Annotated in this window: 18 protein-coding genes and 1 pseudogene; 9 read left to right on the forward strand and 10 right to left on the reverse strand. The window is 73.2% G+C overall.

The annotated features are described in order from the left end of the window. Positions 1-449: 449 nt before the first annotated feature. The 3 genes and pseudogenes from ACIP4X_RS22075 to ACIP4X_RS22085 all read right to left on the reverse strand — a co-directional run. Positions 450-1,463 carry an FAD-dependent monooxygenase gene (locus ACIP4X_RS22075; RefSeq protein WP_358729983.1) on the reverse strand — a complete coding sequence of 338 codons (1,014 nt, stop codon included), beginning with the start codon at positions 1,461-1,463 and terminating at the stop codon, positions 450-452. Continuing rightward, entirely contained in the window at positions 1,460-1,990 is a 531-nt protein-coding gene (locus tag ACIP4X_RS22080; protein ID WP_358729982.1) for an isoprenylcysteine carboxylmethyltransferase family protein, read from the reverse strand. Before ACIP4X_RS22080 ends, ACIP4X_RS22075 begins: the two co-directional genes overlap by 4 nt. Before the next feature lie 41 nt (positions 1,991-2,031). After that, positions 2,032-2,751 (reverse strand): annotated as a pseudogene (locus ACIP4X_RS22085) (type III polyketide synthase); the annotation flags it as partial. Positions 2,752-2,786: 35 nt separating this feature from the next. On the opposite strand from ACIP4X_RS22085, the gene ACIP4X_RS22090 reads away from it, so the two are divergent. Continuing rightward, on the forward strand, positions 2,787-3,527 hold the full coding sequence (locus ACIP4X_RS22090; protein WP_401350135.1) for a UbiA family prenyltransferase: 741 nt from the start codon (positions 2,787-2,789) through the stop codon (positions 3,525-3,527). A 221-nt stretch (positions 3,528-3,748) separates the two neighbouring features. On the opposite strand, the gene ACIP4X_RS22095 is transcribed toward ACIP4X_RS22090, so the two are convergent. The 3 genes from ACIP4X_RS22095 to ACIP4X_RS22105 are packed head-to-tail and all read right to left on the reverse strand — an operon-like array spanning position 3,749 to position 5,372. After that, positions 3,749-4,129, reverse strand: a complete 381-nt coding sequence (locus ACIP4X_RS22095; RefSeq protein ID WP_358729979.1) for a hypothetical protein — start codon at positions 4,127-4,129, stop codon at positions 3,749-3,751. Beyond that, positions 4,129-4,806 (reverse strand): hypothetical protein, encoded by a 678-nt coding sequence (locus ACIP4X_RS22100; RefSeq protein WP_358729978.1) that lies wholly within the window; start codon positions 4,804-4,806, stop codon positions 4,129-4,131. Before ACIP4X_RS22100 ends, ACIP4X_RS22095 begins: the two co-directional genes overlap by 1 nt. Continuing rightward, positions 4,797-5,372, reverse strand: coding sequence for an RNA polymerase sigma factor (locus tag ACIP4X_RS22105; RefSeq protein ID WP_358729977.1), 576 nt, complete (start codon positions 5,370-5,372; stop codon positions 4,797-4,799). Before ACIP4X_RS22105 ends, ACIP4X_RS22100 begins: the two co-directional genes overlap by 10 nt. 158 nt (positions 5,373-5,530) lie before the next feature. Between ACIP4X_RS22105 and ACIP4X_RS22110 the strand changes: the two genes are divergently transcribed. The 7 genes from ACIP4X_RS22110 to ACIP4X_RS22140 all read left to right on the forward strand — a co-directional run bounded on the left by ACIP4X_RS22110 (position 5,531) and on the right by ACIP4X_RS22140 (position 8,787). Further along, on the forward strand, positions 5,531-6,013 hold the full coding sequence (locus tag ACIP4X_RS22110) for an Asp23/Gls24 family envelope stress response protein (RefSeq protein ID WP_358729976.1): 483 nt from the start codon (positions 5,531-5,533) through the stop codon (positions 6,011-6,013). Between the two features lie 83 nt (positions 6,014-6,096). Then, positions 6,097-6,264 (forward strand): hypothetical protein, encoded by a 168-nt coding sequence (locus ACIP4X_RS22115; protein WP_326804805.1) that lies wholly within the window; start codon positions 6,097-6,099, stop codon positions 6,262-6,264. A gap of 224 nt (positions 6,265-6,488) precedes the next feature. After that, positions 6,489-6,671, forward strand: a complete 183-nt coding sequence (locus ACIP4X_RS22120; protein WP_358729975.1) for an Asp23/Gls24 family envelope stress response protein — start codon at positions 6,489-6,491, stop codon at positions 6,669-6,671. A 52-nt stretch (positions 6,672-6,723) separates the two neighbouring features. Further along, positions 6,724-7,413, forward strand: coding sequence for a DUF6286 domain-containing protein (locus tag ACIP4X_RS22125; RefSeq protein ID WP_358729974.1), 690 nt, complete (start codon positions 6,724-6,726; stop codon positions 7,411-7,413). Between the two features lie 30 nt (positions 7,414-7,443). After that, positions 7,444-8,052 carry an alkaline shock response membrane anchor protein AmaP gene (locus ACIP4X_RS22130; RefSeq protein ID WP_358729973.1) on the forward strand — a complete coding sequence of 203 codons (609 nt, stop codon included), beginning with the start codon at positions 7,444-7,446 and terminating at the stop codon, positions 8,050-8,052. A gap of 88 nt (positions 8,053-8,140) precedes the next feature. Beyond that, entirely contained in the window at positions 8,141-8,296 is a 156-nt protein-coding gene (locus ACIP4X_RS22135) for a DUF6131 family protein (RefSeq protein ID WP_358729972.1), read from the forward strand. Positions 8,297-8,544: 248 nt separating this feature from the next. After that, positions 8,545-8,787, forward strand: coding sequence for a hypothetical protein (locus tag ACIP4X_RS22140; RefSeq protein WP_358729971.1), 243 nt, complete (start codon positions 8,545-8,547; stop codon positions 8,785-8,787). A 143-nt stretch (positions 8,788-8,930) separates the two neighbouring features. On the opposite strand, the gene ACIP4X_RS22145 is transcribed toward ACIP4X_RS22140, so the two are convergent. Both ACIP4X_RS22145 and ACIP4X_RS22150 read right to left on the reverse strand, forming a co-directional pair. Beyond that, positions 8,931-10,121 (reverse strand): SPFH domain-containing protein, encoded by a 1,191-nt coding sequence (locus ACIP4X_RS22145; RefSeq protein ID WP_358729970.1) that lies wholly within the window; start codon positions 10,119-10,121, stop codon positions 8,931-8,933. Between the two features lie 41 nt (positions 10,122-10,162). Then, positions 10,163-10,390, reverse strand: coding sequence for a hypothetical protein (locus ACIP4X_RS22150; RefSeq protein ID WP_326804798.1), 228 nt, complete (start codon positions 10,388-10,390; stop codon positions 10,163-10,165). A gap of 889 nt (positions 10,391-11,279) precedes the next feature. On the opposite strand from ACIP4X_RS22150, the gene ACIP4X_RS22155 reads away from it, so the two are divergent. Then, entirely contained in the window at positions 11,280-12,386 is a 1,107-nt protein-coding gene (locus tag ACIP4X_RS22155) for a PP2C family protein-serine/threonine phosphatase (RefSeq protein ID WP_358729969.1), read from the forward strand. A gap of 42 nt (positions 12,387-12,428) precedes the next feature. Here ACIP4X_RS22155 and ACIP4X_RS22160 read toward each other — a convergent pair whose 3' ends face one another. After that, the gene (locus tag ACIP4X_RS22160) at positions 12,429-14,858 is read right to left on the reverse strand and encodes an SWIM zinc finger family protein (protein ID WP_358729968.1); all 2,430 of its coding nucleotides are present in this window, start codon (positions 14,856-14,858) and stop codon (positions 12,429-12,431) included. Then, on the reverse strand, positions 14,858-17,749 hold the full coding sequence (locus ACIP4X_RS22165; protein ID WP_391455287.1) for an SNF2-related protein: 2,892 nt from the start codon (positions 17,747-17,749) through the stop codon (positions 14,858-14,860). Before ACIP4X_RS22165 ends, ACIP4X_RS22160 begins: the two co-directional genes overlap by 1 nt. Positions 17,750-17,844: the final 95 nt, after the last annotated feature.

Here is a 17,844-nt window from a genome sequence, read left to right on the forward strand (position 1 = left end):
GCAGCCGCTCCCGGACCAGGAAGCCCTGACCTGCGGTTTCATGCCCGCGCTGGACTGGCATAGACATCCCTGGACGGTCTCTACAACCTGTGCCAGGTCGTGCCCAGTGAGGGAGCCAGGATCAGGACAGGAGCGTCCTCGCGCCCGTCAAAGCGGTATTGCAGGGTGTTCGGTGATGTCTCGCTCACCCGTCCGACCCTCTCATGTATCACGGAAGCCCCTATCGCGGGGGCTCGCGGGAAGACGGACTGCATTATGCCGCGAGAGCCGGAACCGGCCGGGTCACGTCGCGCCTCAGGGCGGCCTTCGACGCCGGGCGGACTAGCGAGGAGGTCCCCGGGGTCCTTCCCCTGTGGAGGCAGTACGCTCGCCACCCGATCGGCCTCCGCCGGCGCGGAAAGCGCGTGCGGTCGGCTTCGTTCGGTTTCGGGGTGAACAAGGCCGGGCCGCTACTGCAGTGCGTGGACCGCGGCTGAGAACACGGAAGGCATCCGGGACGCTGCGGGCACGATGAGGCGGGCGGCGCCGGGGCGGCCGCTCGCGGCCAGCAGGGCCCCGGTGAGCAGCCGGTGACGCCGGGTCAGCCGCACCCAGGCACGCTCATACTCGTCCGGTCGCCCGGCGGCCAGGCAGCGGACGGCGGCCCCGGCCGTGGCGAGTGCGAGGGCGATGCCCTCGCCGGTGAGGGCATCCAGGTAGCCCGCGGCGTCGCCGACGAGCAGGACACGGCCGGCGGTTCTGCGCCGCACCCGCTGCCGCAGTGGACCGGCTCCGCGTACCTGCGTCGCCGCCGAGCCGCGCAGCGACGCGGTGAGGGCGGGGAAGCCGGCCAGGTGCTCGTCGTAGCCGCGGCGGTTGCGGCTGAGGACCGCGACGCCCACAAGGTCGTCGTCGACCGGTGTCACATAGGCCTCGCCGTCCCGGGCCCAGTGGACCTCCACGAAGTCCGTCCAAGGCTCCGCGCGGTAGTGCCGGCGAAGTCCGTAGCGGCCGTGGGGGCGGCTCGGCAGTTCCAGCCCCAGGCTGCGGCGCACAGGGGAGTGCAGACCGTCGGCGGCGATCAGCCAACGGGCCGTGGTTCCCGCGGCGGTGACCGTGTCCGCGCTCTGGTGTACCTCGCCGACCTTGCCCGGCAGGACGCGCACGCCAAGGCTGAGCGCGCGCTGGTGCAGTGCGGAGTGCAGCGTCGTACGGCGGATTCCCCGCCCCCTCCGGCCACGGAAGGCCGCTTCGGCGCGGGTTGTGCCGTCCACGTAGCGGATGCCGCGCAGTTCGCGGCCGGTGGCCTCGACGCCCAGTGTTCGCAGCGCGGCGACACCACCGGGCATGACTCCTTCTCCGCAGGCCTTGTCCACGGGCGCGGTCCGGGGTTCGAGGACGACGGCCTCCAGGCCGGCGAGCGCTGCGTGGATGGCCGCGGCCAGTCCGGCGGGTCCGCCGCCGGCCACCAGTACGTCGATCACGCCGACGCCGGCGTGGTCGCGGCGGCGAGCGCCCGGTTCTCGCAGCGGATGCGCACGGTGAGCAGCGCGGCGTTGAGTACCGTGAACGCGGCCGCGGTAACCCAGGCGGTGTGTACCAGAGGCAGCGACACGCCCTCGGCGACGACGGCCACGTAGTTCGGATGCCGCAGCCACCGCCACCGGTAGGGACCGCTCGTCACCAGCGGCAGGCCGGGTACGACGATCACCTGGGTGTTCCAACGGGGTCCCAGGGTGTGGATGCACCACCACCGCAGTGCCTGGGCGCCCGCCAGCACGGCCAGCATCGGCCAGCCCAGGGCGGGTACGAAGGGCCGGTCTGCCAGCCATGCCTCGGCCGGGCAGGCGACCAGAAGGCCGGTGTGAAGGGCGACCATTGCCGGGTAGTGGCCCTGCCCGGTCAGCGTCGCGCCGCGGGCGGTGGTCCACCGTTCGTTGCGGCGGGCGACGACGAGTTCGGCGACGCGCTCGGCGGCGACGGCGGCCACCAGCAGTCCGTACCAGATCATGTGTCCTGTGTCCTGTGTCCTGTGTCCTTCGCTGGTCCGAACTACCAGCGCAGCAGGACGAGTTCGCAGGCAAAGCCGGGTCCCATCGCCAGCAGCACACCCGGGGTGCCCGGCGGCGGGCGCCGCTCGGCGAGGGTGTCGCGCAGCACGTGCAGCACCGACGACGAGGACAAGTTGCCCACGTCGGCCAGGTGACGCCAGGTCACGTCGAGTGCGTCGGCGGGCAGATCGAGGGCCTCGGTGACGGCCTGAAGGACCTTGGGCCCGCCGGGGTGGCAGACCCAGGCAGTCACGTCCTTCGGCTTCGGGCCGTGGTCGCTGAGGAATCCCTCGACGTCATCGGCGAGGTAGCGGCGTACGGCGTCGGGGACCTTCGGGTCGAGGACGACCTGGAAGCCGGAGCTCTTGATGTCCCAGCCCATGACGCGCCCGGTGTCCGGATACAGGTGGCTGCGGGTGTCCACGATCGTCGGGCCGACGGTCTCGTCCGAGCGGTCCGCGCCGAAGGCGACGACCGCGGCGGCACCGTCGCCGAACAGCCCGGTGGCGACCAGGTTGGCCATGGAGGCGTCGTTGCGCTGGAAGGTGAGCGAGCACAGTTCGACCGACAGCAGGACCGCCACGTGGTCGGGCCGGCCCAGCAGGTAGTCGTGCATACGGGCCAGGCCGGCAGCGCCGCCGGCGCATCCCAGGCCGAAGAGGGGCAGTCTCGTGACGTCCGGTCGCAGTCCGAGTCGGCCGGCCAGCCGTGCGTCGATCGAGTAGCGGCGGTCACCGCGCTGACAGCAGCGCTGGCGTGACCGCCGGCCAGGGCGCCGCGCGTTGTGTGCTGGCCACCGCCGCCGTTCTGAGCGGGCAGTTGTCCGTCGGCTGGTGCAACGACGCGTTCGACGCGTGCCGGGACATCGCCGCCGGCCGCCGTGACAAACCCGTCGTCGGCGGCGCGGTGGGTGTGATGCAGATGTGGGTGGCCGCGTATGCCGCGCTGGCGCTGTGCGTGCCGTTGTCATTCGCATGTGGCGTGTGGGCGGGCGTCGTTCACCTGGCTGGAGTGGCGGCGGCGTGGGCGTACAACCTGCGGCTCAAGTCGACAGCGTGGTCCTGGGCGCCGTACGCGGTGGGTTTCGCCGCGCTTCCGGCGTTCGTGGCGCTGGGGCTCCCAGGGCAGCCCTGGCCCGCCTGGTGGATGGTCACCGCCGGGGCACTGCTGGGGGTCGGTGCCCATCTGGGCGACGTGCTGCCGGATATCCGTGGGGATCTGGCGACGGGTGTACGGGGATTTCCGCACCGGCTGGGCGCGGACGGCGCGCGGCTGCTGCTGCCGGTCCCGCTGGTCACCGCGTCCGTGGTTCTGGCGCTGGGGCCCGCCGGACCACCCGGCAGATGGGGAGTGGCGGCGCTCGCGACGGCCGGCCTGGTCGCGGTGGCGGGGACGGTGCTGGGACGCCGCCGGGAGCGAGCGGCGTTCGCGGCAGCGGTCGCCGTGGCGGTGGTGGACGTGGCGTTGCTGCTGGTGCGCGGCATCGGGATCGCCTGATCGTTCGGTCTCGCCGACCGGCTCACACCGAACGAAACCCGCGAGCGCAAGCGTGAGTTCCCCGGTCTCTGCTGGGGTTCTCCCTTCGGGGTGCGCAGACATCCGACGCGCGGTGAGCCGTCCTGCAGCCGTCACGCCTCGTGCTCGGATCGTGCCCGTCGGTCGCTCTCGCCGTCGTGATCCTGTACGTCGAGGACGTCGCCGGCCGTCGTGTGCGGCGCTCAGACTGTGTGGTCCCGGACGGCGATGCGGGTGACCGTGACTCTGACCGTCACGGTGACCGCCACCGGGGCGTCGTGTGCGGCGAGGTAGGAGAGGACAGCGGCCCGTACCTGGTCATGGACGTTCCGGGCGGTGTCCACCGCTCGGAAGCCTTCGGTCAGGACGCAGCGCACCTCGACGTGCCATCCCGAGCCGTCGGGCACCCGGTCGACGCGGACGCCGGCCTCGCGGGTGCGTTGAGCTGTCGTCTCCGGTCCTGCGGGCGAGGCGACTGCCGTGAGGCGGTGGGCGAGGCGGGGTTGCAGGCCGGCCACTCCGGGCACCGCGAGGGCCGCCGAGGCTGCGACTCCGGGGGGAGGCGGCGTTCCGGTGGCAGCCATCAGACACCACCGCCCGTGTTCTGGCTCGAGCCCGCAGGGCCTAGGGACGAGGGGGGCTCCAGTACGTCGACCACGATGATGTCGACGGCCGACACGTCCATGCCCAGGGCTTGTACGGCGGCATGGGTGATCGATCCGCGCACCTGATCGACCCTGTCGGGCAGCGGGCGGTCGAGGGCGGCGGCCAGGGTCATGGTCACCTGCACGCCGGTGCCGCCCACGGGCACGAGCCGGCAGGTTTCGGCCCTCGCCCCGGGGACCGTGTCCGCGGCGTGCCGCAGCACCTTCACCGCGGCGCTCTCGGCGATCAGCAGATCCAGCATCGTGTCGGCCAGTGGCAGCAGCCGTCCGAGCCGGACCTCGGCCCTGACGATGCTCATGACGCGGTCAACCAGTGCCTGCAGGCCGGGAGGGTCCTTGGCACGCAGCGCCCGCGTGGCCGCGTTCAGCCTGGCCAGCCCCTCGACCGCCTCGCGGCACTGGGGACATGACATGGTGTGCGGATCCGCGGTCGGCGTCGCGTCCTGTACCTGTTCCCAGACCTGGCTGAGCAGTCGGCCGCAGGTCAGTACCTCGTCACCTGCGAGCGGAGCCGCGTCGCCGACGGCCGGGCGGCCGGGAGGCCCGTCGTCTCCGGGCGGTTCGGAAGGCCGCGCGTGCGGGTCGTCTAGCGCCATGGGGCCATCGCCTCCTTCAGGGACCTGCGTGCCCTGAACAGTCTGCCGCGCACTGTTGGCTCACTGGTCTGTGTCACGACGGCGATCTCCTTGTAGGGCAGGCCCTGCAGTTCCCGCAGGATCCAGCAGACACGCTGTCCGGCGTCCAGCTCGCCGAGCGCGCACGTCAGGGCGGCCGTCTCCGCGTCCTCCTCCGCGGCTCGGGCGGGCTGGCTCCACGCGTCGCCCGTGGCGGGTTCGGCGACGGCGTCCAGTCGAAGAGGTGGTGGTCGGCGGCGTCGCGAGTTCAGGCAGCGGTTCACGGTGATGCGGTACATCCAGGTGGGGAACTCCGCGTCGTGGCGGTATTCCGGCAGTCGCCGCCAAGCGCTGACGAAGGCGTCCTGAACGGCCTCCTCGGCGTCCTGGGCGTCACCGAGCATGCAGTGGGCCAGGCCGAGGAGAGGACGGCTGTGCCGCCGCACGAGAACGGCGAAGGCGTCCTCGTCCCCCTCGGCAGCCCGCTCAGCCAGCAACCCATCCGGCAGGTCGCCTCCCAGAAGTGAAGAACCGGTCCGTTCGATCATGCCGCTCCTGCTCATGTTCAGGACGATCGGGTACCCACCCCCTCGCATGTGACGCACATCACACACCACGTGTGTGAGGGGTCCGCCGCCCCGCATGTCCAACCTTTCGACGGGCACCACGCCGGTGTCCGACCGACCTACCGATCGAGGCGACCGCCATGACGGACAACATCACCAGCGTCGGCGGGGGCAGCCGACCCGACGCGGGCGTGAGCGCGCTGAAGGGCCGTACCGGAGCCGGAGCCCCGGCCGAGACCCGGGGGAGGACCACCATCGCGGACGGAGTGGTGGCCAAGATCGCCGGCATGGCCGCACGCGAGGTACCGGGCATCCACAACCTCGGGGCGGGCATGGCCCGTGCCTTCGGCGCTGTGCGGGAGCGCGTGCCCGGCGGAGGCGGCAGCGTCGCACAAGGAGTGAAGGTCGAGGTCGGCGAGCGGCAGGCCGCCGTGGACCTGGACGTCGTCGTCGAGTACGGCGTCTCCATCGTCGACGTCGCCGGCGACGTGCGCTCCAACGTGATCAGCGCGGTGGAGCGGATGACGGGACTGGAGGTCGTCGAGGTGAACATCGCCGTCGACGACGTCCACCTTCCCGACGAGGAGGAAGAGTCCGGACCGGACGAGGGCCGCGTGAGGTGATCCGCCGTGACCACCGCCACCGCCGCGTCCCGGCGTAAGCGGCTGATCACGCGGACGACGCTCGCGAGACGGGTGAGTGCATCATGAACACAGCGACCACGGGCCTCGCGGCCGGGATGGCCCTGGGCTTCGCCGGTTACTTCGGCGGCTTCTGGGCGTTCCTTCTGGTTCTTGTCCTGGGGGCGGCGGGGCTGATCGTCGGCCTCGTCCTGCAGGGCGACCTCGACCTCCGTGCGCGGAGGCGGCGGTGAGGACCCGGCCCGGCTCCCCGCCTCCCGGCGAAGGGTCCGGCCCGCCGGCGCCGGCTGCCGGCCTCCCGCCACCGGCCGAGCGGGGCGCCACCGTCATTCCGGACAGGGTGGTCGCCCGTATCGCCACCCGGGCCGCACGCACGGCCCAGTCCCGGCGGGCCGCCCTCCCGCCCCCGAGCGGACCGGCTGCACCCAGCGCCTCGGCCACCGTCCGGAGCGGATCGGTGCGTCTGCACCTGACGATGGAGCTGCCCTACTCCACCGACATCCCCCATGTCTGCGAGCTGATCCAGCAGGACGTCGCCGAACGGGTGGCCCGGCTGACCGGCTTGCGGGTGGGAGAGGTCACCCTCACCGTCCGACGGCTGGTGACCGCCTCCGGCGCGAACCGCGGGCGGGTCCTGTAACCAGCCTTCCGGCCCGCACCGCCGGGCCCACCACGCAGGAAGGAGGACCGGAATGACACCCGACCCGGACCCTCCCGCCCGCGACTCCGCGCCACCCCCGCGCCGTGCCGCGGTGCCGCTGACGAAGGAGCCCGCAGAGCCCGGTCCGCCAGAACACCACACGCCCCCGCCGAACCCGACGGCCGGCGAACGCGACGGAGGGCACCGGACCCACCGCCCGTGGTCCGCGCGCCGCCTTCCGGCCGCGCTGGTCGCCTCGGTGACTCTCGTGGCGGCGGTCGCGGCGCTGGTCGACGTCGTCGCCGTACGGGTGGGACGCCCCGCGGCAGCCTGGCGACGGCACCTGACCGACGCACTGGCCACCCGCCCCGTGGACGACGTGTGGATGCTCACGGGAGCCGCCGTGGCCGCCGCCGTCGGCGTCTGGCTGATCGTCCTGGCCCTCACCCCCGGCCTACGCCACTGGCTGCCCCTGCGCTCCCCCGCGCCCCGGCTGCGCGCCTCCCTGGACCGCAATGGCACCGCCGCTCTACTGCGCGACGCCGCCATGCGGGTACCCGGGGTCAGCAAAGCCCGCGTCCGGGTGCGCCGCCACCGCGTCAAGGCCCGCGCGGACGTCCGTTTCCGCGACCCTCAACAGGTGAAGGACGACCTCACCGCCGTCCTCGACGAGGAGCGCGACCGGCTCGCCCTCGCCCGCCCTCCCCGCATCGTCGTGCGAATGCGGCAGCGCACCGACTGACCGGAGAACCCCAGACCCGGAGTCCGCACCATGACGCCGCGACCCGTACTCAACCGCAGCCTGCTGACCGTCGCCGGACTGGTCCTGCTCGGCGGCGGCCTGCTGATCCTCTTCGCCGGGTTCGACGTCTACCGGCGAAACCATCTGGTCCCGCCCGTCGGCTGGCCCCTGATCACCCCGGACGACGTCCTGCTCGGCTCCGCCGACCGGGCTCGCTGGAGCAGCCAGGGCTGGTGGTGGTGGCCCGCTGTCATCGCCGCCCTCGCCGTCTTCGCCCTGGTCGCCCTGTGGTGGCTACTCGCCCAACTGCGCCGGCGCCGCCCCGGAGGACTGTCCGTCGGCGGCACACCTCCGCAGGAAGGCGTAGAACTGCGCGACCGAGCACTCAGCGACGCGATCGCCGCCGAAGCCGGTACCCTGCCGGGAGTCGAGCATGCGGCCGTACGCATCACCGGCCGACCCGGCCACCCCCGCACCCGCGTCAGGCTCACCCTCACCCCGCAGAGGGCACCGGGCGCCGCCCTCGCTGCCCTCTGCGACGGCCCGCTCCGAACCGCCCGCCGATCCACTGGCCTCCCCGACATGCCCACCGAGGTCCGCCTACAGGTCGTCCAGCACAAACCGCACCGCGCGGAGTAACGAGAGGGACGGCCCTCCCCGCGTCCACGCCCTTGTGGCCTTCCGCGGTCCACAGGGGAACCGGCAACTACTCCCCACTGGAGAAATCATGATCATCCTGGGCGTCATTCTGCTCGTCGTCGGCTTCGTCACCGGGATATCCATCCTGTGGACCATCGGGATCATCCTGGCGGTCGTCGGAGCCGTCCTGTGGGTCCTCGGCGCGATGGGACACGCGGTCGCAGGGCGACGCCACTACTGGTGACCCGTGTCCCCCGCGGTCCGGGCTGGATCCTGCCCTGGTCCGACGCCGGACACCCACGCCGCTCCCCCGCACCTCCGACGCACGCCCCCTCACGGAACGCGACGTCCTCCAGCAGTTCCTCTCATCAGCCCACAGCGGCTCTGGTCGAGCGCCCTCGCGCCGGCTCCCTCTCCGGTTGCCGTTGTCGTGTGCCCAGCGCTTTCTGGAAGAGCGGGTGGAACGGCCCGCTCTTCCAGGAGGAGCGCACCATGGCGCAACCGGTAAGTCGGCAGACGATCAGCACTGAGCAGTTCAGCCGGGTGTGTGACGAGATCAGGAGCACGGCGGCGCCCGAGAAGGACGATCAGTCCATCCGGGACTCTGCTCTGCGCATCGTGCAGACCCTGGGCCTGGCGCTGTCCAAACCCCCAGGGAGCCCTCGGTACACCCGAGAGGCCATCCTGGACATGCCTGACGAACAGCCAGGAGAAAACGAGGGCCCGGTCAGGTAGACCGGGCCGTCGGCATGATGCCGCTGCGAGCACCGTACGCGGACGACCTGCTCAAGCTCGGCTGCTGGACGAGTCACTGGCCGCGCCCACCCTGCAGGCCGAAGAGGCGGCGATTCCCGAGGAGCAGATCGCCCGCGTGCCGTTCACGCCTTCTCGGTGGGCCGAGGCCGGTCGCCGTTCACGCCAGGTGGCATCGTCGTCGACTTCTTGAGCGCGTCGAGGATCGCCATGCCCTGGCCCACGATCCCCGATGCCACCTCGCTGACCCCCGTCGCGCCATTGAGGACGGTGAGAGTGGCGCCCGCGAGACCGCGGGCCGCGGCGTCTGCGAGAGCGGGCAGGTTTTCCACGACGCGGTTGGCCGCGATCAGTTCCTGGTTGCCGTCCCTGAGAGAGGCGGCGCGGGCGTTGTTGGCGTCGGCCTGCGCCTGCGCGATGGTCCGCTCGGTGTAGGCGGCGCCGTCCGCTTCGAACTTGGCCTGATCGCGGTGGGCCTCGGCGAGGGTGCGCCGGCGGTAGGCCTCCGCGTCGGCGGGGCGCCGCACCTCCGCTTCCAGCCGCTGCGCAGCCAGTCCTGCCTGGCGCCGGGCCAGGGCGGTCTGCTCCTCCGTGACCTCCTGGGTGGCCCTCGCCTGGGCCAGCGGACCGGCCTGCGCGGCGCGGGCGTTGGACTGCTCGGTCTCGGCGAGGAACCCCGCACGCTTGATGGCGGTGTCCCGTTCGTACTCGGCTTTCAGCGCCGCGGCCTGCTGTTCGCGTTCGGCCGCTTCCTGGTCGGCCTTGGCCTGCGCGATGCGTGCCTGGCTGGCGACGGCGGCGGCGTGCGGGGCAGCCAGGTTGTCGATGTACCCGGAGACGTCCTCGATCTCCTGTATCTGCAAGGCGTCGACGACGATGCCCAGCTTCTCCATCTCGGTGTGGCTCGCTTCTTTGACCTCCTGCGCGACGCGATCACGTTCACGGATGATCTGTTCGACCGTCAGCCCGCCGATGATGGAGCGCAGGTGTCCGGCGAAGATCCGGCCCACGAGTTCCTCCATGGCGTTCTGTTCCGCCAGGAAACGGCGGGCCGCGTTGGCTATGGACGCGGGGTCGTCACCCACTTTGAACACCGCGACGGCTCGGGCCCTGAGGCGAATGCCCTGCTGCGTCACGCAGTCCTCGGTGATCTCGGCCTCGCGCAGCGCGAGGGACAGCAAGCGGGCCTTCTGTTTGACGGGGAAGACGAAGCTCCCGTGTCCGGTGACGATCCGGAATTGTGTGTCCTCCGCCCGGCGTTTCGACCCGGAAATGAGCATTGCCTGGTCGGGGGCGGGAACGTGCCAGAACAGCATGGAATTCTCCTGTCGGGGTCGTGATTCACGGGAATCGTGAATCACGGGTCGGGAAAGTGCTCCACGACCACGGAGCGGGCCGAGGTGCGGTCCACGACAATGACGCGCTCGTGCTTGGGTATGGGATGCCGCGACCACGCGGCGAATGCCTCGGTCCCGCCGCGTACCGCCACGAGCACTTCCCCCGGGCCGCCCGGAGGGATGGACACGGTCACCCGGCCGATGGCCCCCACAGGGCTCTGGTCTTCGTCGTCTTCTCGGTCGGTCATCCGGTCCCTCCTGCGCCCCGGCCGCCCCCGTTGCAGGTCAGGGCCCGCACCGCCCTCGTACTCCCAAGATTTCGTACGGTCCTCCACGGCGGTCAGCGGCCGTGGTTCACCGACCGGATTTCCCACATGACGCCACACGCCGTCCGAGCGTATGGAAAAGGTCCTTCATGGCGTGAACCTTCATCCAGGTGCGATGTGCGGGCACCCGTTCTCCTGTTCCCCGACGACCACGCCGACATGGCCGCTGACGACGCGGAATGCCCTCGCTGTTTCCAGCGTACTACCGGCGACCGGGGCCAACCTTGTGACGACCGTCCCCTCTCGGCACCACCGGAAAAACGGGCGGGCCGCTCCGTAAAAAGCGCCCATGGCTCTGTCCGGCACTGTCGGCCTGGAAGTCGACGCACTACGGATGCACACGGCGGAACTGGACGAGGAACAGTTGCGCGTCCTGCGCCGGGGTGGGCCGTGCCTGGGAGCGGGTGTCGGCGTCTCCCGAAACCTGGCGTCGCGCACTGCCCGTCCCTCCACGCCAACTGGCCTACCCAGCAACCAGGTTGGAAGAAGTTCACGGCCGGGGATCGGGAACCGTGACGGCTTCGGACCGCTCCGCTGATTCGGCCTCGTGACAGATCCCCGCTGTTCACCGACCTCATGCCGCCGGCCACCGACCTCATGCCGCCGGCCACCGACCTCCTGGTGTGGGCCGCCGACGGTATCGGCTTCCTGCCCCTGCCTGGTGCGGAGGAGTGCCTCTGTAGCCACTCTCACCTGGGGAAACGGCGCGCTGGCCGCGCTTCTGCCGCTCGTCCTGGCCACCCGTCGCGCGCCCCGCTGAAACGGGCCTTCCGGGCTGCCGCGCCCCAGTGGGGGGTGGTAAGCAGGAAGCATGCGTCTTTGGCGGCAGATCTCGCAGGGCATCTCGTGGCAGGCCAGCGATGCCCTGCTCGCGGTACCGCTCGCTTTGATCGCCGCCATCATCGTCGCCGACGTGCTGACCGGGCCCCATGTGCCGCTGGGGCCCCTGCTGATCGTGGCCCCCGCGATCACCGCCTCCTTCGCCAGTCCCTTCCTCACCGCCCTGGTCGGTGTCATCGCCGTGGCCGCCCTGCTCGGAGTCGGTGCGGTGGGCCACCTCCTGACCACGGAGAGCGTCGGCGCGCAGATCATCTCCCTGGTCGTGGTCTCGGTGGTCGTCACGGTGTTCCGTTATCTGCGCGAGCGGCACACCCGTGAGCTGGAGCAGGTACGAAGAGTGTCGGAGGCCGCGCAGCGGGTGGTGCTCAGGCCCTTGCCCCGTCGCATCGGGCCGCTGCGGGTGGCGTCGGTGTACATGGCGGCCCAGGAGGAGGCGCTGATCGGTGGTGACCTGTACGCGGCCGTGCGCACCTCGTTCGGCACGAGGCTCATCATCGGCGATGTGATGGGCAAGGGCCTGACCGCGATGGGCGACGCCTCGCTGCTGCTGGGCGCGTTCCGGGAGGCCGCACGCAGGAAGGCGGCCCTGCCCGAGCTGATGTCCTACCTGGAACGCAGCGTGTGCTGGAACCTGGCCGAGCCCACCGAGCCGGATGAGGAGGGGGAATGCTTCATCACGGCCGCGATCATCGACATCCCCGACGCTCAGCCGCAGGCGCAGATGGTGTCCTGCGGGCACCCTCCGCCCCTGCTGCTGCGCGAACGGCAGGTCGTCACACTGCAGCCCAGCGCTCCCGCGCCGCCGCTGGGGCTGGGTGAGCTGAGCACGCCGGAGTACCGGGTGGACACCTTCCTGCTGGAGCCCGGGGACCTGCTGCTGCTGTACACCGACGGTGTGGTCGAGGCACGCGACCCGAGGGGCCTTTTCTACCCGCTCGCCGATCGGGCCGTCTCCTGGGCGCAGGAAAGTCCCGTGGCTCTGGTCCACCACCTGCGGGCCGACCTGCTGGACCACGTCGGCGGCCGCCTCTCCGACGACGCCGCCGTGGTCGCCCTGCAACGCACCGCCGGTCCGTAGAACCCTCGCGGGCGTACGCGGACGTACGGGTGCCCGGGGTCGTCAGAGGGCGCCCGGCGCGCCCAGACCGGTCAGGGCGCCGACCGGGTCCAGGTCGGGGGTGCCGCGGGGCCACCAGTCGTCGCGGTCCTGCTCCGATTCGTACGCGTACCACAGGCCGTCCCGGCCCAGCCGGAGCTGGAGATGGCCGCGCGGGTGGGTGAGCCGGTTGCGCCAGGGGCGGAAGGCGGGCAGGTCGGCGGCGAGGAGCAGCGGCCGGGCCCGGTCGAAGCGGCCGGCCGGCGGGTCCCAGGGCTCCTCCAGGACGGCGAGTCCCTCCCCGCCGCCCTGGCGCCAGGCCGCCACCGCGCGCGCCAGCTCGGCCGTGGTGCGGCCGGTGACCGAGGCGAGCGAGGCGTACAGGGAGCGGGTGGCCGCGGTCAGTCCGGAGCCGGGGCGGGCGGCGGCGAGGCGTACCGCGTCCTGCCACAGGGTCAGCCCGCCCACCGGGTCGCGGCCGGTGGTGAGCAGGGCGTGGGCGCGGGCGGCGGCGTCGGTGGCCAGCTGGTCCAGGGCGAACGGGTCGGGGCCGCCCGGTGCCGCCGGGTACACCGGGGGCTGTTCCGGGTGCGGAGGCGCGGGCAGCGGCGCGGGCAGCGGCGGACGGCGGCTCTCGGCGAGCGCGTCGGCCGCGCGTACGCCCGGGAACGGCTCCGGTTCCCGCTCCTGCGCGGCGCGGGCCGCGCGGGTGGCGTTCAGCCGGGACAGGGCGTCCAGCAGTTCGCGCTCGCCCCGGCCGCGAAGCAGCAGCAGGACGAAGGGGTCCGCGTCCAGCAGGCGCGCGGTCTGGTAGCAGAGGGCGGCGGCGTGCTTGCAGGGGTGGCCGCGGTCCGGGCAGCTGCAGTGCGGTTCCAGGTCGCCCGGGCCGGGGAGCAGCGGCACCCCGCAGTCGGCGAGGGACTGGGGCATCTCCTTGTCGAGGAGTGCGGCGATGTGCCCGGGGCGTTCGGCGACGGCGTCCAGGAACCGGTCCCAGTCGGCGTCGTCCAGCGTCCGCAGCCGCACCTGGACCCGGTACGGGCGCGGCCGGCTGCCCTGCACGTATGCGAGGACCAGTCCCGGGGTGACCGTGACGGCGTCCACGTGCCCCGTCCGCGCGTACCCGCGCCCGCGCGCCAGTCGCGCCGCGTCCAGCGCGCCCTCCTCCAGCGCGTCGATCCACGCGTCGCCCCACCAGGTCTCGGCGAACCGCTCCCCTTCCGCCTCCCGGGCCGGAAACGCCGGGAACGTACGCCGAAGTTCGCCGTCCCGGCGGGGGGAGGCCATGGTGCGGGGCATCCCGGAGGGGACGCCGGGGATGGCCTCCTGCGGCGTGTGGTGCGGAGTGCCGGCGGACGGGGTGGGCGACGGTTCCGCGTGGGAGCCGGCAGGGCCGCGGGCCTGTGAGGTGCGGTACGCCGTGGCCGCGCGCGTCGAGGTGTCCTGCGGCGTGGCGGCCCCGGTGGTGGTCGGGAGGGCCGCCGGGACGCTCGTGGTGCAGGGGTCCTCCGTCCAGGGCTCGGGACTTCCCTGGTCCGCCGGGCCGTCGTCGCCGACATCCGGGGCGTGGTCGGGCCGTGCCGGGGGCATCCGGAAGGCGCCGGTCGGCGCGTGGGCGTGGGTGAGCGCGCCGCCGTGTTCGGCGGTGGTTCCGGCCGGGGGGTCGGCGGGCGTCGGACGGGGTGCCCGGCGCGGAGACGGGGTCGCACGGTGAGAGGCCCTGATCGCCGCCTGCGCGGCTTCCTCCCGGGACCGCTCCGCACGGGCCGCGCGCCGGGCCAGGGCGCCGCGCAGCGCCTCACGCGCGGCCTCCGAGGGACGCGCCCCTGCGGGGCGCGACGGCGGGGCGTCGTTCGTGGGAGCGGCTTCCGCGGGAGCGCCGTCCGCAGGGGCAGGGTCCGCAGGGGCGCCATCCGCGGGAGCGCCGGAGGGCGCCGCCAGCCGGGGTGCCGACTCCTCAGGGCCCTCCGTGTCCTCCGTGTCCTTCGCGGCCCTCGCAGCCCTCGCGGCCTCCGTGTCCGCCGCTGCCTTCGACGGCCCGTACCCGGTCCCGTCGTCCGCGATGCCCTCGCCGTGCCCGGCCCCGTCGTCCTCGGTGACGTCGCTGTGCCGGGCCCCGTCGTCCCGGATGCCGTCGCCATGTCGGGCCCTGTCGTCCGCGACACCCTGGCCGCGCCCGGTCCCGTCGTCCGCGACACCCTCGCCGCGCCCGGTCCCGTCGTCCGCCAGGCCCTCGCCATGCCCAGCCTCGTCGTCCGCGGTGACGGCGCCGTGCCGGGCGGAGACCGCGCGGCGCAGGGCGTCCCGGGCGGCGTCCCCGGGACGGCTCCCCGGACCGGCCGGGTCGTCCGGCACGGGCCCGCGCCGCTCCGCGGGTCCGTCGGGTGTCCGGGACCGCTCTTCCCGGGCGGCGCGCAGGGCCCGGCGTGCCACGTCGGCGGGTCGCTCGTCCATCAGGCCTCCCTCCGCAGCGAGACCAGGTCGGACAGCTCGCGGTCGGTCAGTTCCGTGAGCGCCGACTCGCCCGCGCCGAGGATCGCGTCGGCGAGGGCGCGCTTCGCGGCGAGCATCTCGGCGATGCGGTCCTCCACGGTGCCTTCGGTGATCAGTCGGTGCACCTGGACCGGCTGGGTCTGGCCGATGCGGTAGGCGCGGTCGGTGGCCTGCTCCTCGACCGCCGGGTTCCACCAGCGGTCGAAGTGGACGACATGGCCCGCGCGCGTGAGATTCAGGCCCGTGCCCGCCGCCTTCAGGGACAGCACGAGGACCGGGGTCTCGCCGCTCTGGAAGCGGTCCACCATCCGTTCGCGCTCCGGGACCGGCGTACCGCCGTGCAGCAGGTCCACGGGGACCGCGCGGGTGGCGAGGTGCGAGGTGATCAGGCGGGCCATGCCGACGTACTGGGTGAAGACCAGCGCCGAACCGTCCTCGGCGAGCAGGGTGTCCAGCAGCTCGTCCAGCAGCGCCAGCTTTCCGGAGCGTGCCACCAGTCGTTCGCCGCCGCGGGCGTGCTCCTCCTTGAGGTAGAGCGCCGGGTGGTCGCAGATCTGCTTGAGCGAGGTCAGCAGCTTCAGGACCAGCCCGCGCCGGGCCATGCCCTCGGCCGTTTCGATGGCGAGCATCGACTCGCGCACCACGGCCTCGTACAGCGCGGCCTGTTCGCGGGTGAGCGGGACGGGGTGGTCCGTCTCCGTCTTGGGCGGCAGCTCGGGCACGATTCCGGGGTCGGACTTCCTGCGGCGCAGCAGGAAGGGGCGTACCAGGCGGCCGAGGCGCCGCACGGCCTCGCCGTTGTCCTCGGCCCCGCCGGTCTCCACCGCGCGGGCGTGCCGGGCGCGGAAGGACTTCAGCGGGCCGAGGAGCCCGGGGGTGGTCCAGTCGAGCAGGGCCCACAGTTCGGAGAGGTTGTTCTCCACGGGGGTGCCGGTGAGCGCCACGCGCGCGGGGGACGGGATCGTGCGCAGCGCCTTCGCGGTCGCCGAGTACGGGTTCTTGACGTGCTGGGCCTCGTCGGCGACGACCATGCCCCAGGACGAGTCGGCCAGCAGGGGTGCCGCGGAGCGCATCGTGCCGTACGTGGTGAGCACGAAGCCGCCGTCGAGGCCGTCCAGGGAGCGGTCCGGGCCGTGGAAGCGGCGGACGGGGACGCCGGGCGCGAACCGGGTGATCTCCCGCTGCCAGTTCCCCAGCAGGGAGGCCGGGCACACCACCAGGGTGGGTTCGCGGTGCGCCCGCTTGAGGTGCAGGGCGATGACGGTGACCGTCTTGCCGAGGCCCATGTCGTCGGCAAGGCAGCCGCCGAGGCCGAGGGAGGTCATGAGGTCGAGCCAGCTCAGGCCGCGCAGCTGGTAGTCGCGCAGGGTGGCGTCGAGGCCCGGTGGCGGTTCGGCGGGCCGTACGCCGGCCGTGAGCCGGTCCCGCAGGGCCGCGAGCGCGCCGACGGGCACCGCCTCGACCGTCTCGCCGTCCACGTCCGCGGTGCCGGTGAGAGCGACGGACAGCGCGTCGACCGGGTCGAGCAGGCCGAGGTCGCGCCTGCGGGCCTTGCCGACGAGGGCCGGGTCCACGAGCACCCAGCGGTCCCGCAGCCGCACCACCGGGCGGTGGGCCTCGGCGAGCGCGTCCATCTCGGCGTCGCTGAGCGGATCGCCGCCGAGGGCCAACTGCCAGCGGAACTGGAGCAGTTCCTCGCCCTCGAAGAAGCCGGTGCCGTCCTTGGCGGATCCCGGCGAGGGACGCACCACCGCGGTCGCCGTGAGGTCCTGGGCCAGGTCGCGCGGCCAGTGCACGGCGACGCCGGCCGCGCCGAGCCGGGTCGCGGCCACGCCGAGCAGTTCGCTCACCTCGGCTTCGGAGAGGGCGAGGACGTCGGGCACCTCCTGCTCGGAGAGCCGGTCCAGCGGGGTCCAGACGCGGGCCGCGCGCCGTACGGCCAGGGCGGCGTCCACGCGTGCGCGTGGGCCGAAGGCCGGGTCCGCCTCGCCCGCCCACAGGGCCGCCGCGTCGGTGACGAGGGTCGGGTCGGCGAGGCTGTGCACCTGGACGATCGCCGCGCCGGCGCCGCGGGCGGTCCCGTCGCCGCCGACGCCTTGGCCGTCGAACAGGTCGTGCGCGGACAGGTCCAGGCGGAGTGAGACGCGTACGCCCGCGTCCATGCCGGCGGCGACCTCGGCCGCCCAGTCGTGGGCGTCCGGCAGGCGTTGCGGGAAGCGGGCGGCGAAGGGTTTCCCGCAGGTGTGGGGTGCGGCCGGGGTGCGGGGCAGGGTGTCGGCGACCGCGTCGAGGAAGGCGCGCAGCAGCGCCTCCGGTTCGGGCAGGCGCAGCGGGCCAGCACCGGGCAGCGGGACGGCGTGGCCCTCGTGGGGCAGGGCGGCGGCGATCGCGCGCAGGTGGGCGAGGTCGTCCGGGTCGAGGGGGCCCGCGCGCCAGGCGTCGTGCCCGGTGGCGGTCAGGCCGGGCAGCAGCCGTCCACGGGCGACGAGCCGCAGCGCGTGGAGGGCGGCGGCGCCCCAGCAGGCCGTGGCGGGATGGGCCGCCGGATCGTGGCGTGCCCGGACGAGGTGCGGCAGCGCGTCCTCGATCGGCAGCGTCAACGCGGGCGTGCTCCTGCGCCGGGCCCCCTGCCCGTGCCGCCGCACGACGGTGAGCTCCGTGTGCGCCGGGTCGGCGGCGGGATCGGCGGATCCGTTGCCCGCCCATACGTCGCCGGTCGGGTCCCAGAAGGCGATGCGGCTGTCGCGGGGAAGGGGGGCGGGGAGGAAGAGCGCGGCGAGGCGGGGGGACACGGGTGCCGTGTCCGTCGCGTGGGACGGAGCGGCCGCTGTGGCCGTCGCGCCGGCCGCCATGTCGTTCATACGTTCTGTCACCTCCCGCCCGCTGTCCGGTCCAGTCGTCCTCGACTCTACGGGCGGGGTCTGACAATCGGCTCCGGCGGCCGATC

Source organism: Streptomyces sp. NPDC088817, from assembly GCF_044750345.1.
GTDB lineage: Bacteria > Actinomycetota > Actinomycetes > Streptomycetales > Streptomycetaceae > Streptomyces.